General features: G+C 61.9%; 13 protein-coding genes. 12 read left to right on the forward strand and 1 reads right to left on the reverse strand.

Annotation, left to right across the window (positions count from 1 at the left end; all coding sequences use genetic code 11):
* The first annotated feature begins 14 nt into the window (after positions 1-14).
* Positions 15-425: a Mini-ribonuclease 3 gene (locus JCM17207_RS08345; protein ID WP_238317161.1), complete on the forward strand. Its 411-nt coding sequence runs from the start codon at positions 15-17 to the stop codon at positions 423-425.
* 138 nt (positions 426-563) lie between these two features.
* Here the strand turns inward: JCM17207_RS08345 and JCM17207_RS08350 are convergent, their stop codons facing one another.
* On the reverse strand, positions 564-749 hold the full coding sequence (locus JCM17207_RS08350) for a hypothetical protein (protein WP_238317162.1): 186 nt from the start codon (positions 747-749) through the stop codon (positions 564-566).
* Positions 750-891: 142 nt separating this feature from the next.
* Between JCM17207_RS08350 and JCM17207_RS13735 the strand changes: the two genes are divergently transcribed.
* From JCM17207_RS13735 to abc-f, 11 genes are all read left to right on the forward strand, one after another.
* Complete coding sequence (locus tag JCM17207_RS13735; protein WP_282449883.1) at positions 892-2,430, forward strand: RsmB/NOP family class I SAM-dependent RNA methyltransferase; 1,539 nt, start codon at positions 892-894, stop codon at positions 2,428-2,430.
* A gap of 138 nt (positions 2,431-2,568) precedes the next feature.
* Positions 2,569-3,306, forward strand: coding sequence for a YebC/PmpR family DNA-binding transcriptional regulator (locus tag JCM17207_RS08370; RefSeq protein WP_238317163.1), 738 nt, complete (start codon positions 2,569-2,571; stop codon positions 3,304-3,306).
* A 100-nt stretch (positions 3,307-3,406) separates the two neighbouring features.
* Positions 3,407-5,101, forward strand: a complete 1,695-nt coding sequence (locus tag JCM17207_RS08375) for a PASTA domain-containing protein (protein ID WP_238317164.1) — start codon at positions 3,407-3,409, stop codon at positions 5,099-5,101.
* A 208-nt stretch (positions 5,102-5,309) separates the two neighbouring features.
* Positions 5,310-6,452: a sporulation protein SpoIID gene (locus JCM17207_RS08380; protein ID WP_238317166.1), complete on the forward strand. Its 1,143-nt coding sequence runs from the start codon at positions 5,310-5,312 to the stop codon at positions 6,450-6,452.
* 229 nt (positions 6,453-6,681) lie between these two features.
* Positions 6,682-9,171: a glycosyltransferase family 2 protein gene (locus JCM17207_RS08385; RefSeq protein WP_282449884.1), complete on the forward strand. Its 2,490-nt coding sequence runs from the start codon at positions 6,682-6,684 to the stop codon at positions 9,169-9,171.
* Between the two features lie 15 nt (positions 9,172-9,186).
* Positions 9,187-9,987 (forward strand): glycosyltransferase family 2 protein, encoded by an 801-nt coding sequence (locus JCM17207_RS08390; protein ID WP_238317167.1) that lies wholly within the window; start codon positions 9,187-9,189, stop codon positions 9,985-9,987.
* A gap of 223 nt (positions 9,988-10,210) precedes the next feature.
* Positions 10,211-11,098, forward strand: a complete 888-nt coding sequence (gene rfbA, locus JCM17207_RS08395) for a glucose-1-phosphate thymidylyltransferase RfbA (RefSeq protein ID WP_238317168.1) — start codon at positions 10,211-10,213, stop codon at positions 11,096-11,098.
* A gap of 13 nt (positions 11,099-11,111) precedes the next feature.
* Positions 11,112-12,029, forward strand: a complete 918-nt coding sequence (gene rfbD, locus JCM17207_RS08400; RefSeq protein WP_238317170.1) for a dTDP-4-dehydrorhamnose reductase — start codon at positions 11,112-11,114, stop codon at positions 12,027-12,029.
* Between the two features lie 21 nt (positions 12,030-12,050).
* Positions 12,051-13,118: a dTDP-glucose 4,6-dehydratase gene (gene rfbB / locus JCM17207_RS08405; RefSeq protein ID WP_238317171.1), complete on the forward strand. Its 1,068-nt coding sequence runs from the start codon at positions 12,051-12,053 to the stop codon at positions 13,116-13,118.
* A 193-nt stretch (positions 13,119-13,311) separates the two neighbouring features.
* Entirely contained in the window at positions 13,312-14,859 is a 1,548-nt protein-coding gene (gene guaA, locus JCM17207_RS08410; protein WP_238317172.1) for a glutamine-hydrolyzing GMP synthase, read from the forward strand.
* A 490-nt stretch (positions 14,860-15,349) separates the two neighbouring features.
* Positions 15,350-16,822 carry a ribosomal protection-like ABC-F family protein gene (gene abc-f, locus JCM17207_RS08415; protein ID WP_238317174.1) on the forward strand — a complete coding sequence of 491 codons (1,473 nt, stop codon included), beginning with the start codon at positions 15,350-15,352 and terminating at the stop codon, positions 16,820-16,822.

The raw sequence follows: 16,822 nt of genomic DNA on the forward strand, positions 1-16,822 counted from the left end.
GGAGCGGCCATACCATGGACAAGCAGCCTGAAAAAATCGACCCCCGGGAGCTGAGCCCCCTGGCGCTGGCCTTTGTGGGGGACAGCGTGCTGGAGCTTCTGGTCCGGCAGCGGCTGGTGGAACACCACCGCCTCAGCCCCGGCCGCCTCAACGCCGAAAAGGTCAAATACGTCTCGGCCCGGGCCCAGTTCCGGGAGGAAAAACTGCTGGAACCCCTCTTCACCGAGGAGGAGCTGGCGGTCTTTAAGCGGGGGCGCAACGCCACCAAGGCCAGCGTCTCCAAACACGCCTCCCCCGAGGAGTACCGCACCTCCACCGGGTTCGAGTGCCTTTTGGGCTGGCTCTACCTGCGGGGAGAGCTGCCCCGGGTCCAGGCGCTGTTCGAGGCCCTCTGGCAGGACTTCGACCCCAACGCCCCGGCCTAAATAAAACAAAAGGAAAGCCCGCTGCTTTCCGCACGGAACTTCGTGCAGGGGGAAAGCAACGGGCTTTCTGCGGGGTTAAGGTTAAGGATCAGGCAGAGGCTGCGCCTTTGGTCCGGTCAGACGCAGCGCGCGGGAACGTTAGCGGCAGTTGCGGGTGGAGTTCTTGGCGCCCTCGTCGTCGGCACCCTTGGTGTACTGGTTGGGGTGCTTGTGCTCGCCGGTGGAGTTGGTGGTGCGGGCGGCGGTGCGGCTGCTGTTGGTGGTCTTGCTGGTGGTCTGGTTGCTGGCCTTATTGGTGGTCTTGTTGTTGGTACGGTTTTCCATAGTTCGTTGCTCCTTTCGTTTCGCGGTGGGGGCGCTGCCGCCGGTGCGGCGGGGCCGCCCTCACAGTGGTTAGTTTGGCCGCTGGGGGCGGCTTTATGCACGAGGGGCAGAAAGGCAGAAATGCCAAAAGGAGGGCGACAGAATGTCGATCGAATACTTTGAAGCCCGGGAGCGGGCCCTGCTGGGGGAGCGGTACGACACGCTCTACACCCCGCCGGAGGCCGAGGCTGCCCGGGGGATCACCGTTTCGGCCCTGCGGGCTGGGCCGGACCAGCTGGCGGCCCGGGCGGATTTCGCCCTGGAGCCGTCGCCTTTTTGCGGGGCGGGCTTTGTGGTGAAGGAACCCGGCTTTAAACCCGGGCGCCACCCCTACCACCACGCGGGGGTGTTCTATTCCCAGGAGCCCTCGGCCTCTTCGGCGGCGCCCCTGCTGGGGGTCCGGCCCGGGATGCGGGTGCTGGACCTCTGCGCCGCCCCCGGCGGCAAGAGCAGCCAGCTGGCCGCCGCCCTGGGGGGCCAGGGCCTTTTGGTGAGCAACGAATATGTGGCCGCCCGGGCTGAGATTCTGAAATCCAACCTGGAGCGGATGGGGGTGTCCAACGCGGTCATCCTCAACGAGACCCCCGCCCGAATCGCCGACGCCCTGCCCGAGTTTTTCGACCGGGTGCTGGTGGACGCCCCCTGCTCGGGGGAAGGGATGTTCCGCAAGGAGCCCGCAGCCCTGGCCCAGCACAACGAAGCCCTGGTGAAGCAGTGCGCCGCCCTGGGTTCGGAGATTCTCGACTGCGCCGCGGCGGCCCTGGCCCCCGGGGGCGAGCTGGTCTATTCCACCTGCACCTTCGCCCCCGAGGAGGACGAGGGTCAGGTGGCGGCCTTCCTGGCCCGTCACCCGGAGTTCCGGCTGGCGGACGTGATGGAGCGGGCCGCCCGGCCCTTCGGCAGCCCGGGGGAGGAAAACCGCACCGGCGGCCTGCCCCTGGATGTCTCTCTGGTGCGGCGGATCTGGCCCTGCCAGGGGGGCGAGGGGCATTTCCTGGCCCGGCTGGTGAAGGAGGGGACCCCCCGCACCCTGCCGCCGGAAGGGGAGCGGACCCCGGAGGAAACCCTCTGGCTGGCCCAGGCGGCCCGCCAGGCCCCCGCCGGGAAAGGCAAAAACCAGAAACCCGCCCGGGAGGACCCCCGGGCCGCCCGGCGGGAGAACAGCCGCGCCTGCCGCGCCGAGCCCGAGCGCCGGGTCCGCCGGGGGGCGCCTGCGGCCGAGAACACCGCCCCGGCCCAGAGCCTGGCGGCCTGGAAGGAGTTCGCCGCGGCGTACTTCCCCGATCTTGTGGACCGGCCCGCCGTCCTCCACGGGGGTGGGGTACTGCTGCCGGCGGTCTTCCCGCCGGTATCGCTCCACATTCTCCGGGCGGGGGTGTTCGCGGGGAGCGTCCAGAAGGGGCGGTTCGTCCCGGAACACCATCTCTTCACCGCCTTCGGGGCCGGGTGCGCCAACCGCGAGGAACTGACCCTCGGCGACCCCCGCTGCGCCGCCTATCTGGCGGGGCAGGAGATCGAGGCCTGCACCGCCCGGGAGGGCTGGTGCTGCGTCACAGTGGACGGCTGGCCCCTGGGCGGGGGCAAAGTCTCGGCCGGACGAGTGAAAAACCATTACCCCAAAGCCCTGCGGAACCTGGGTTGAGGCCGAAAACTGCGCCCCGGGCCTTGCACGGCGGGGCGACTTGTGCTAAACTTATATAGTTACGATATGTATACTGCCGCAGGGGGCCTGCCCGGCCGCCGCGGGAATGACGGATAACAGGTAGGAGGCTCTTTACCCATGTCTGGACACAGCAAATGGAACAACATCAAACGCAAGAAGGAAAAGACCGACGGCGCCCGCGCCAAGGTCTTCACCAAGATCGGCCGTGAGATCAGCGTCGCGGTCCGCGCCGGCGGCCCGGACCCCGTCTCGAACAGCAAGCTGGCTGACCTGATCTCCAAGGCCAAGCGGATGAACGTGCCCAACGACAACATCCAGCGCATCATCAAGAAGGCCGAGGGCGGCGACAAGACCGAGTACGAGGCAATGACCTACGAGGGCTACGGCCCCGGCGGCGTGGCGGTCATGGTCGAGACCCTGACCGACAACCGCAACCGCACCGCAGCCGACCTGCGCCACTACTTCGACAAGAACGGCGGCAACCTGGGCACCATGGGCTGCGTGGGCTTCATGTTCACCCAGAAGGGCGTCATCGTTATCTCTCTGGAGGACAAGGACCCCGACGAGGCCATGATGGACGCTCTGGACGCCGGCGCCGAGGACTTCGACGCAGGCGAGGACGCCGCCGAGATCACCACCGATCCCGAGAACTACTCTGCCGTCTGCAAGGCGCTGGAGGACAAGGGTTATGAGTTCATCTCGGCCGACCTGGCCATGGTGCCCATGACCACCACCACCCTGACCGATCCCGATCAGCTCAAGCAGATGGGCAAGCTGCTGGAGGCTCTGGAGGACAACGACGACGTCCAGAACGTCTGGCACAGCCTCGAAAACGAGGAGGATCTGCCGGAATAAGGGCGGAGACTGGTTTTCCCCCACGGGGTATGATACAATAAGCACAGCCGGGCCGAAGCTTCGGTCCGGCTTTTCTGTTACCAAAAACGGAGGGGAAACGATGGAACAGCGGATACTCTGCCCATACTGCATGGGCGAAATCACGGCGGGGGCGGCCAGCTGCCCTCACTGCAAACGGAACTTTCAGGGGCGCAACCCTCTGGGCACCCTGCCGGTGGGCACCCTCCTGAACGGGCGGTACACGGTGGGCGAGATGCTCAGCGTGGACGGCGAAGGGGCGCTCTACCGGGGCGTGGAGAACAAAGGCCGGTTCCGGGTGACCATCAAGGAATATCTGCCCATCACTCTGGCGGCCGAGCGGGGCAAAGACCTGAGCCTGAACCCAAAGCAGGGCAGCGAGGTTTTGTTTAAAACCACCCGGATGGATTTTGCCGACCTGTACCGGGCCATTCAGCGGATCACCCCGGCCACCGGCCTGGAGGCGGTGCTGGACGTGGTGGAGGCCAACAACACCGTCTATGCGGTGCTGGAAAACCCCGGCGGCAAACCTCTGCCCCAGTGGCTGGAAGAGCAGAAGGGGCTGATCTCCCCGGCGGACGCCTGCACCATGCTTCAGCCCGTCTTTAATGGGGTGGCGGCCATGCACCAGGCGGGGCTGGTCCACCGGGGCATCTGCCCCGACAACATCCGGGTGCTGGACAACGGCCGGGCCCGGCTCACCGGCTACGCCACCATCGGCCTGCGCACCGCAGGCAGCGGCCTCCACGAACAGCTCTACGAGGGCTACTCGGCCCCCGAACAGTATTCCACCGTGGAATTTGAGGGCCGTTACACCGACGAATACAGCCTGGCGGCGGTCTTTTACCGGATGGTCTGCGGCCAGAGCCCGGTGCCCGCCGCCCAGCGGCTGGTGTCCGACTCCAACCCCCGGGCCAAGACGGTGGCCCCCTCGGTGCCGGCCCATGTCTCCAGCGTGCTGGAACTGGGCCTGCGGCTCAAGCCCGCCGAGCGGATCCAGACGGTACCCCAGCTGATGCGGGCCCTGGCCTCCCCGGAGGCCGCCGCCGAGCTGGCCCACGCCATGGAGGAGCAGGCTGCCCGCCGCCCCGCCCGGGAACAGGCCCAGCCCCAGAACCGGGGCCTCAGCCTGACGGCCATCCTCACCGGCATTTTGATCCTGCTGGCCCTGCTGACCTTATTAACCCTCTGGAGCCTCCTCTCGGGCACCGGCCGGAGCGACCCGCCCGCCGCCCCCTCGGAGCCGGAGAGCATCGCCAGCAGCGTCACCGTCAACTATGTGCCGGACTTTGTGGGGATGCTCTACTCCCAGATCCAGAATAACCGGGATTACACCGGGATGTATCTCTTCTACGTCACCGAGGAATACCACGACAGCGCCCCCCAGGGCACCATCATCCGCCAGGAACCCGCCGCAGGCACCGCCCTGGACGGGGACGGCGAGACCATCCGCCTGGTGGTCAGTAAAGGCCCCCAGATGGTGGAGATGCCCAACACCATCGGTTTCACCCAGGAAGGGGCCATCCGTGAATTGGAGAGCCGGGGCCTGGTGCCCAGCTGCTTTATGGTGGTGAACGACGGCTCCTACGCTTCGGGCTGCGTGGTGGAGTGCAATGTGGCCCCCGGCACCATGGTGGAGGCCGGTTCCACCATCATCGTCTATATTGCCGCCGACCGGGATGTGCGGATCACCGCCACCCCCGAGACCGGGGCGGAACAGCCCGCCGGGGCCGAACCGGTGGAGGGGGCTGACCCCGCCGAAGAACCCGAAACCTGAGAAAAACCCGAGACCCGACCGAGGGGGGCCGCCCCGCTTGGCCGGGTCTTTTTGCGCCGGGGGAGAGAAACGCCAAAATGTGATAATTTTTTTAAGAGGGGAAAGTTTCTTGTCCCGCCTTTTCCTTTATGCTACACTGTTAACAATCGATTTCCAAATTTGGCGGCCCCGCGCCCGGCGGGGGAATTTATTTTGGGAGGGACGAAGGATGAAGATCAAACACAAGGCGGCCCAGGCCCTGACGGCCCTGGCTCTGGCAGCGGCGGTGGCCCTGGGGGCCCCGGCGGCTCTGGCGGCCCCCGCCACCATCGGCGGGGCGGACACCGCCCAGATCCCGGTTTCTCAGGAGCTGGAAGAGGAAAACTGCCTCGACTGGCTGTGGGATCTTTTGGGCCTGAGCGATAAGAGCAAGATCACCGTCAAATACCTGAACGTCAAGGGCCAGGGGCTGAAACAGAACGTCCGGCTGAACCTGGTGGACTGCCTGGTGGGCATCACCTATACCGAGCTGGGTTCCATCAGCAGCTACGCCGAGGTCAACTCGGCCCAGGCCGCCGAGGCCTGGCGGGCCCAGGCGGTGGCCATCCACTCCTATCTGGAGTACCAGGACCAGTATGGTTCCTCGGCCAACGCCCTGACCTATACCCCGGTGGATCAGATCCCCTCGTCCACCCGCAAGGCCATGGAGGCCGCCATCGAGCCGGTGGCCCAGGAGCTGCTGGTGTATAACGCCGGGTCGGGGTACTCGGTCTGCAACGCGGTGTTCTCTTGCAGCGCGGGCTACAACACCCAGACCGGCGTCTACGGCACCTGCTCGGCCCTGGACGCCTGGGGCACCGACGTGCCCTACCTCCAGAGCGTGGAGAGCCCCTATGAGGAGCAGTACCACAACCTGCTCCGCCGCAGCATCGGCAAGGACTACATCCACCTGGAATACAACGACAGCCGCCACCCCGAGGAACCCTACGTCAGCGCCGACACCAGCCACAAGAGCCTGGGCGGCTTTGTCCAGTACAACACCCTTGTCTCCAACGGCCGCAGCTACCGTTACATCGGCCAGTTCGTCAGCTCCCGGTACTGCTTCGACTTCGGCGCCGATGAAAACGGCACCCCGGTGATGACCTACTACGGCTTTGGCCACGGCGTGGGCATGAGCCAGTGCGGCGCGGTGGGCTTCGCGGTGGAGCGGGGATACAGCTACCGCCAGATTCTCCAGACCTACTATACCGGCGCCGCCCTGATGAACCAGGAATCCGGCGAGATCATCCAGCTGGCGGGCAGCCTGCCCAGCGGCTCCGGCTCGGGCAGCGGCTGGAATCTCTTCGATTTCCTCTTTGGCTGGCTGTTCTGAGTGTGAAATAACCGACCCTTTGGATGCCGCCCCGGCTGGGGCGGCATTTTTGGCTTTTTAGGCCGGTTAAAATGCCAAAGAATTGTTTGGGACGCTTCTCAAACGGGTAAAAATTTGGTATACTATTTCGGTATGTGGAATTTCAGCGCGGGAGGCAAAATCCCCCCGCAGCAGCATAGAGAATATGGGGCCCGCCGGCAAAAGCCTCCGGGCGGATGGAGAATCAGTCATGGATGAAACGATAAAAAAAGAACAGCAGATCTGGCTGCGCCAGGCGGCCCGCCAGATTTCGGCTGAGTTTGCGCCCCGGACCGTCCTGGTGCTGGGCGGGGCCGAGGGCACCTTGGCCGCCGAGCTGCGGGAACTCCATGTGGAGGCCTACGGCCTGATGGACATTGCCCCGGAAAAACCGGTGGAATATCTGGCCCGGGGCGGGGAGGACGCGGTTCTGCCCGCCGGCTGGCCGGAGGAATACGACCTGGTGGTGGTGCAGGGCGCCGCCGCCGAGCCCCAGCAGCTGGCGGGCAGCCGGGTGCTGGCCCTGAGCGTCCCGGGGGACGACGGGACCCTGGCGGGCTGGGCAAAGATGCTGGCCGAGCAGGGCTGCTACCGGGATTTCGATTGGCGGCGGCGGGGCTGCCTCTCGGACGCGGCCCTCTTCCGTCCGGCCCAGCCCGATGAGATGGCCCTGGTGGGGGGCTACGAGCGCCAGATGGACAGCTTGCGCCGCCGCCTGGCCCAGGCCGAGCAGAGCTGCCGGGAGTACCAGAAACTCACCGAACACCAGCGCAACCAGATCTCGGCGGCCCACGAGCACGAGCGCCAGCTGGAAGAAACCCTGGGCGCGGTGACCGGTTCCAGCTGCTGGAAACTCACCTGGCCCCTGCGGTATCTCCTCAGCAAGTCGAAACAGCTGATCCATAACTTCCCGCCCCTGGTGTTCCTGGGCTTTGTCCGCCGGGAGGGGGTGGCGGGGGTCCGCCAGCGGATGGAGGACCAGCGGTATTATAACCAGCGGTTCCCCGGCCAGACCCTCAAGGCCAGCCGCCTGGCCCCGGTGGACCTGCTGGTCCGCCAGGCCAAGAACCAGCCCGCCGGGCCCTGCATCAGCATCGTGGTGCCCCTGTACAACACCCCGCTGAACTTTTTGGAGGAGCTGCTGGACTCGGTCCAGAACCAGACCTATGAGAACTGGGAGCTCTGCCTGGTGGACGCCGGCCAGGACGCTGCCGTGGGCCAGGCGGTGGCCCGCCGGGCCGCCCAGAACCAGCGGATCCGCTACCAGAAGCTCGAAAAAAATGAGGGGATCGCGGGCAACACCAACCAGGGCTTTGCCCTGGCAAAAGGGGAGTACATCGCCCTTTTGGACCACGACGATATCCTCCACCCCAGCGCCCTGTGGTATGTGGCCCAGGCCATCGTCCAGCAGGGGGCGGACTTTATCTACACCGACGAGGTGACCTTTGAGGGCAAGGTGGAGAACACCACCCTCTACCACTTCAAGCCGGATTATATGATCGACAACTTCCGCTCCAACAACTATATCTGCCACCTGAGTGTTTTCAAGCGTTCCCTGCTGGAAAAGGCGGGCGGCGGCGAGCGGAGCGAATACAACGGCAGCCAGGACTACGACCTCTACCTCCGGCTCACCGAGCAGGCCGAGAAGATCGTCCACATCCCCCATGTGCTCTACTACTGGCGGTCCAGCCCCACCAGCGTGGCCAGCGATATCTCCGCCAAGCTCTACTGCCTGGAAGCCGCCGTCAAGGCCCTGTACGCCCACTATGAGCGGCAGGGGATCGCGGTGGACCGCGTCTCCATGATCCCCCACGCCCCGGGCTTCTACAAGACCGACTACACCATCGAGAAGCCGGGCAAGGTCAGCATCCTGATCCCCACCTGCGACCACTCCCGGGATCTGATGACCTGTGTCCGGTCCATCTACGAAAAGACCACCTACCCGGATTTCGAGGTCATCCTCATCGAGAACAACAGCAAGGAGGAGCGGACCTTCCGCTGCTACGAGCAGCTCAAGCAGGAACACCCCGATACCCTCAAGGTGGTCACCTGGGAGGGCAAGGGCTTCAATTACAGCGCCCTGAATAACTTCGGCGCAAAGTACGCCGAGGGCGAATACCTGCTGCTCCTCAACAACGACACCGAGGTCATCACCCCCGCCTGGCTGGAAGAAATGGTCATGTACGCCCAGCAGAAGCGGGTGGGCTGCGTGGGCGTCAAGCTGCTCTACCCCGACGACACCATCCAGCACGCGGGCCTGGGCTTCGGCTTCCTGACCCTGGCGGGCCATATGCACCGGAACTTCCCGGTGGCCCACCCGGGCTATATGGGCCGTCTGATGTACGCCCACGACGTCTACGGCGTGACGGCGGCCTGCCTGATGATCCGCAAGGAGGTCTACGAGGAGGTCGGCGGCCTGGACGAGAGCTTCGCGGTGGCCTTCAACGACGTGGACTTCTGCGTCCGGGTGCGGGAGGCCGGGTATCAGAACATCTTCACCCCCTTCGCCGAGCTCTACCACTACGAGAGCAAGAGCCGGGGCACCGACGAGAGCCCCGAAAAGCGGCAGCGCTTTATCTCGGAGGTCACCCGGTTCCAGACCCGGTGGAAGGCCCAGCTGGCCGCCGGCGACCCCTGCATGAACCCCAACTTCGACCTGGATAAAGAGGACTTCTCCTTCAAGATCCGGCCCATGGAATAAGCGGGGGAAAGCGCGATGGAAGAAAAACAGCTCACCCTCTCGGCCTGCATCGTCAACTACGGCGACCCCGCCGAGGCCCTGCGGGCGGCGGCCTCGGTGCTGGAATACACCCGCCGCCACCCCCTGACCCTCTACCTGGTGGACAACGCCAGCCCCGACGGGGCGGGCGAGGCCCTGGCCCGGGGGGCCGAAGGCCTGCAAACCGCAGAGGGGCAGACGGTCCGGGCCATCTGCCGGAGGGAAAACGGCGGTTTCGGGGCGGGGCACAACACCGTATTGCCGGAACTGACCAGCGATTACCACTTTATCTTAAACCCGGATATCCTGCTCGGGGCCGACACTTTGTCGGATCTGGCGGACTGGATGGACCAGCACCCCGACGTGGTGATGGCCCGGCCGGAGCTGCATTTCCCCAGCGGGGAATTGCAGGTGCTGCCCCTGCGGCGGTGCCGGCTGCTGGCCATGGTCTACCGCCAGCTGCCCTCCCTCCGGTTTTTGAAAAAGATCAACGACGACTATACCATGGCCGACCGGGATCTGACCCAGCCCACCGAGATCGAGTTCTGCACCGGCAGTTTCTCGGCGGTGCGGACGGCGGTGTTCCGGGCGGTGGGGGGCTTCGATGAGGATTACTTCATGTATGTGGAGGACGCCGACCTGACCCAGAAGATGCGCCAAAAGGGCAAAGCCTACCTTGTGCCCCAGTTTAAGGCGGTGCACGAGTGGCACCGGGCCGCCCACCGCAGCCTGCGGCCTTTGTGGTGGCAGCTGCGCAACACCTTCCGGTATTTCTCCAAATGGGGCTTTAAGCTTTGAGCCAAAGGCGGCGCGGGCAGAAAACTTCTCTACCGCGCCGCTTCTTTGTTGCTTTTTTGCTCCATTCAGAGTAAAATAAAGTGTATGATTCTCTCTTTTTGCTCCGGCGCGGGGCAGGGGAGTCTGCGCCCGGCGGGGCGCTCTGAAATTGTTTACAGCGGACGCAGCTCCGCTTTGAATTGAGCTGCACAACTTTTTCCGGAATAAAAAAGGAGTGCACAAAATGAAAGGTATTATTCTGGCCGGCGGCGCCGGCACCCGGCTTTATCCGCTGACGATGGTCACCAGCAAACAGCTGCTGCCCGTCTACGACAAGCCGATGATTTACTATCCGCTGTCCACCCTTATGCTGGCGGGCATTCAGGACATTCTGATTATCTCTACCCCCACCGACACCCCCCGTTTTGAGGCTCTGCTGGGGGACGGCAGCCAGTACGGCATTCACCTGCAGTACAAGGTCCAGCCCTCTCCCGACGGCCTGGCACAGGCCTTCATCCTGGGTGAGGAGTTCATCGGGGACGACTGCTGCGCCATGATCCTGGGGGATAACATCTTCTACGGCAACGGCTTCTCCAAGATCCTCAAGAACGCCGCCGCCAACGCCCAGAACCACGGCCGCTGCACCGTCTTCGGCTACTACGTCCAGGACCCCGAGCGGTTCGGCGTGGTGGAGTTCGACGAGACCGGCAAGGTGCTCAGCGTGGAGGAAAAGCCCGCTCATCCCAAGTCCAACTACGCCATCACCGGCCTGTACTTCTACAACAAGTCGGTGGTGGAGATGGCCAAGCAGGTCAAACCCTCGGCCCGGGGCGAGCTGGAGATCACCACCCTGAACGATATGTACCTGAAAGAGGGTCTTTTGGACGTCCAGCTGCTGGGCCGCGGCTTTGCCTGGCTGGACACCGGCACCATGGACAGCCTGGTGGAGGCCGCCGACTTTGTCCAGATGGTGGAGAAGCGCCAGGGCATCAAGATCAGCGCCCCCGAGGAGATCGCCTTCAAGTACGGCTGGATCACCCGGGAGAAGCTGCTGGAGTCCGCCGAGCGGTACGGCAAATCCCCCTACGGCCAGCACCTGAAGAATGTGGCCGACGGCAAACTGAGATATTGAGAGGCAAGACTGCATGAAAATTATCGTTACAGGCTGCAAAGGCCAGCTGGGCGCCGAGATCATGAAACAGCTGCGGGAGGGCCGCAGCGAGATCGGCCCCATCCCCGAAAAGCTGCTCAACGCCACCGTCATCGCGGCGGATCTGCCCGAGCTGGATATCTCCAACTATAAGATGGTGGACGACTTCATCCGCCGCCAGCGGCCGGACGTCATCATCAACTGCGCGGCCTACACCAACGTGGACGGCTGCGAGGTGAACCACGACGCGGCCTTCAAGGCCAACGCCATCGGCCCCCGCAACCTGGCCCAGGCCGCCGAAAAGACCGGCGCCCGTCTGGTCCATGTCTCCACCGACTACGTCTTCTCCGGCCGGGAGAACGGCGGCGTCGAGCAGGACGAGGCCACCCTGCCCGATCCCATCAGCGCCTATGGTTCCACCAAGCTGATGGGCGAGCGGTATGTGGAGCAGTTCTGCCACCGGCATTTCATCGTCCGCACCGCCTGGCTGTACAGCTACTACGGCAAAAACTTTGTCAAAACCATCGTCAACGCAGGGAAAAAGTTCGGCAAGCTGGAAGTGGTCAACGACCAGCGGGGCAACCCCACCAACGCGGTGGACCTGGCCCACGAGATTTTGCAGCTCTGCGTCACCCATGAATACGGCCTGTACCACTGCACCGGCGAAGGCGTCTGCTCCTGGTACGATTTCGCCAGCGAGATCATCCGCCTGTCCGGGGTGGATGCCACCGTGGCCCCCTGCACCAGCGAGGAGTATAAGGCCAAGCACCCGGAGAGCGCCGACCGCCCCAAGTGGAGCGCCCTGGACAACCGGATGCTCCGCTGCACCGTGGGCAACCAGGTGCGCCCCTGGCAGGAGGCGCTGGCTTGCTTCTTTGCCCACTGGGACGGCGATAACGGGATGAAGAACTAAGGGAAGAGGAACGAACGTATTATGAAAAAGACCTATCTGATTACCGGCTGCGCGGGCTTCATCGGCTCGAACTTTGTCTATTATATGCTCAAGAAGTACGAGGATATCCTGCTGGTCAACCTGGACAAGCTGACCTACGCGGGCAACCTCGAGAACCTGAAGGGCGTCGAGGGTGACCCCCGCCACGTCTTTGTCCAGGGTGACATCTGCGACAAGGAGCTGGTGGAGAGCCTGTTTGCGAAGTACGATTTCGACTACGTCATCAACTTCGCCGCCGAGAGCCACGTGGACCGGAGCATCGCCAACCCCGAGATCTTCGTCCAGACCAACGTCATGGGCACCGTCAACCTGCTCCAGCGGGCCAAGGAGGCCTGGTATGACCCCGCCGCCAAGACCTGGAAAGAGGGCAAGAAGTACCTCCAGGTTTCCACCGACGAGGTCTACGGCGCTCTGGGCGCTGAGGGCTATTTCATGGAGACCACGCCGCTGTGCCCCCACAGCCCCTATTCTTCCTCCAAGGCCAGCGCCGATATGTTCGTCATGGCGTTCCATGATACCTACGGCATGCCGGTGAACATCACCCGCTGCTCCAACAACTACGGCCCCTATCAGTTCCCCGAGAAGTTGATCCCCCTGATGATCAACAACGTCAAGCACCACAAGCAGCTGCCCGTCTACGGCGACGGCATGCAGGTGCGGGACTGGCTGTACGTTGAGGATCACTGCAAGGCCATCGACATGGTGGCCAACGGCGGCAAGGTGGGCGAGGTGTACAACGTGGGCGGCCACAACGAGCGGCCCAATATCTTCATCGTCAAGACCATCATCGCCCAGCTCCACGACCGCCTGAAGGACGACGGCATCAGCGAGGACCTGATCAAGCACGTGGAGGACCGCCTGGGCCACGACCGCCGCTACGGCATCGACCCCACCAAGATCAAGAACGATCTGGGCTGGTACCCCGAGACTCCCTTTGAGAAGGGCATTGTTCTGACCATCGACTGGTACCTGAACCACGAGGAGTGGATGAACAACGTGACCAGCGGCAACTACCAGAAATACTACGAAGAAATGTACCGCAACCGCTAATCTGGCTGAGAAACCAGGCGCGGCGCCCGCGGCTGGGGGCCTTGGAACACCCCGGCGGCCGGGCGCCGCGCTTTTTTATCCCCGCGGGGATGCAAATATTCAAAAAGAGTCGATTTTGGCGGGAAAATGTGGTATACTAGGGCCATTCATAATAGGCGAACCCTATGGCTTGAGTAGATGGGAGGAGAACACTATGCAGCATGAAACCGTGATTGTGCTCGACTTCGGCGGCCAGTACAATCAGCTGATCGCGCGCCGCGTTCGTGAAAATAACGTTTACTGCGAAATTTATTCCTATAAGACCGACCTGGCCCAGATTAAGGCCAAGAACCCCAAGGGCATCATCTTCACCGGTGGCCCCAACAGCGTCTATCTGGAAGATTCGCCCACCTGCGACCCCGAGATCTTCAACTGGGGCGTGCCGGTGCTGGGCATCTGCTACGGCAGCCAGCTGATGATGCACCTGCTGGGCGGCAAGGTCAGCCGCGCCCCGGAGCGGGAGTACGGCAAGACCGAGGTTTTTGTGGACACCGAGAGCAAGCTGTTTGCGGGGGTCCAGCCCTCCACCATCTGCTGGATGAGCCACAACGACTACATCGAGCAGGCGGCCCCCGGCTTTAAGATCACCGCCCATACCGCCAACTGCCCGGTGGCCGCAGTGGAGAACGCCGAGAAGGGTCTGTACGCCGTCCAGTTCCACCCGGAGGTGCTCCACACCGCCGAGGGCAAGACCATGCTGCGGAACTTTGTCTACAATGTCTGCGGCTGCACCGGCGACTGGAAGATGGACTCCTTCGTGGAGAACAACGTCCGCGCTCTGCGGGAGCAGATCGGCGACGGCAAGGTGCTCTGCGCCCTGTCCGGCGGCGTGGACTCCTCGGTCCTGGCGGCCATGCTGGCCAAGGCCGTGGGAAAGCAGCTGACCTGCGTCTTTGTGGACCACGGCCTGCTGCGCAAGAACGAGAAGGAGGAGGTCTGCGCGGTCTTTGGCCCGGGCAACCCCAACTTTGACATCAACTTTATCTGCGTGGACGCCCGCGCCCGCTACTTCGGCAAGCTGGCCGGGGTGAGCGAGCCGGAGAAGAAGCGGAAGATCATCGGCGAGGAGTTCATCCGCGTCTTTGAGGAAGAGGCCAAAAAGATCGGCCAGGTGGATTTCCTGGCACAGGGCACCATCTACCCCGACGTGGTGGAGAGCGGCCTGGGCGGCGAGTCCACCGTCATCAAGAGCCACCACAACGTGGGCGGCCTGCCCGACCACGTGGACTTCAAGGGCCTGGTGGAGCCTCTGCGCAACCTGTTCAAGGACGAAGTCCGTCAGGCCGGCCGTGAGCTGGGCCTGCCCGAGTATCTGGTGAGCCGCCAGCCCTTCCCCGGGCCGGGCCTGGCCATCCGGATCATCGGCGAAGTGACCCCCGAGAAGGTGGCCATCGTCCAGGATGCCGACGCCATCTGGCGGGAGGAGATCGCCAAGGCCGGTCTGGACAAGGAGATCAGCCAGTACTACGCAGCCCTGACCAACATGCACAGCGTGGGCGTCATGGGCGACGAGCGCACCTATGACTACGCCGTGGCTCTGCGGGCTGTGACCACCACCGACTTCATGACCGCCGAGAGCTACAACATGCCCTGGGATGTGCTGGGCACCGTCACCAGCCGGATCGTCAACGAGGTCAAGCACGTCAACCGCGTGTTCTACGACTGCACCGGCAAACCGCCGGCCACCATTGAGATGGAGTAATTGCACAAGGCTGAATTCAAACGCAAAAACGTCTGAATTTGCGGTGTGATCTCCGCTGTGGCGCTAATTTGGCAACACAACTTTGATACACATTTGATTCAAAAAAGAGCTGTCTGGCCTGAAAAGGGCCGGGCAGTTCTTTTGCTTGTCGCTGACGAGGGTGCTCCCCTTGGAATGATCTTCAGGGGCAGAATTCTTGCCCGGCCTTGCATCCGGGAGCTGCTTATGCTATACTTATGTGCGAATTAATAAGGTGAGGTGAAAAGATGTATAGCTTCTCTTGCAAGTAAATTGGATGATGCAGTGACACTATGGTTCCATGGGGTTATTGCGCCTGTTGCAAGAGAGTTAAAAGTCTATTCACTCGAGTCAGGGTTGGAGTGTCCTCTTACTGGGATAATACCGCTCTGTTTTGACGAGCTGCAAGGATTTGCTTTCTTGCAGCTCTTATTTTTGTTCTTTAGTTCCAGAACAAAGGGGGAATAAAGATATGTCGATGATTCGGGTCGAGAACCTTACCTTTGCCTATCCATCCAGCTATGACAATATTTTTGAAAATGTCAATTTCCAGATTGATACCGATTGGAAACTGGGCTTTATCGGAAGAAACGGCAAGGGAAAAACTACATTTTTGAATCTCCTGCTGGGCAAATATGAATATGAGGGGAAAATACTGTCCTCGGTTCAATTTGATTATTTCCCCTATAATGTGGGCCAGAAGGAGCAGTGGACGGAAGAAGTCCTCCGCCAGGTCTGCCCGTTGGCAGAACAGTGGGAACTTTTAAGAGAGCTTTCGTACCTGGACGTCCGGGAGGACGCGCTCTGGCGGCCTTTTTCGACGCTCTCCAACGGGGAACAGACAAAGGTTTTGCTGGCGGCGCTGTTCTTAAATGAGGGACACTTTTTGCTGATTGACGAGCCCACCAACCACCTGGACACCAAAGCCCGAGAGACGGTTTCGGCTTATCTGAAAAAGAAAAAAGGTTTTATTCTGGTTTCACACGACCGGTGCTTTTTGGATGACTGTGTGGATCATATCCTGTCCCTCAACCGGGCCAGTATCGAAGTGCAGAGCGGTAATTTTTCCAGCTGGTTTGAAAATTTCCGGCGTCAGCAGGAATTGGAGCTTGCACAAAACAGGAAACTGAAAAAAGATATTGAGTCCATGGAGAAAGCGGCCCAAAGAACAGCGGTCTGGTCCAATCGGGTAGAAGCCTCCAAATACGGGAACGGCCCGGTGGACCGGGGCTATCTCGGGCACAAAGCAGCTAAAATGATGAAGCGGGCAAAATCCATTGAACTGCGGCAGCAGCGGGCCATTGAGGAAAAAACAGGGCTTTTAAAGAATCTGGAAACCGTCGAAGAGCTGAAACTCTCTCCGCTGCCTTATTTTGCGGACACGCTGGTCACATTTAAGGAAGCTGCGCCGGTGATTGATGGAAAGAGAATTTGCCAGCCTCTTTCGTTTGAAATAAAACAAGGTGATCGCATTGCCCTGGACGGGAAAAATGGGGCCGGCAAAACGAGCCTGCTGAAACTGCTGACAGGGCAGCGGTCGGAATCCTGCGGCACGATTACAATGGGTTCAGGGCTTGTCTTGTCTTATGTGGCACAGGACACCTCACAGCTGAACGGTACGTTGTCCGAATTCGCAGAAAACAATCGGATCGACGAAAGCTTATTCAAAGCGATTCTGCGCAAAATGGACTTTTCCCGAATCCAGTTTGAAAAAAGGATAGAGGATTTCTCGGCCGGACAAAAGAAAAAAGTGCTCCTTGCAAAGAGCCTGTGTGAGCAGGCGCATTTATATGTGTGGGATGAGCCGCTCAACTATATAGATCTTTATTCCCGCATGCAGATAGAAAAGCTGATTCAGACGTTTTCTCCCACTATGATTTTTGTGGAGCACGACCTGGCTTTCAGAAACGCGATTGCAACAAAGACAGTAGAAATCAAGAAATGA

The sequence above is a fragment of the Faecalibacterium gallinarum genome (genome assembly GCF_022180365.1).
GTDB classification, from domain to species: Bacteria; Bacillota; Clostridia; order Oscillospirales; family Ruminococcaceae; genus Faecalibacterium; species Faecalibacterium gallinarum.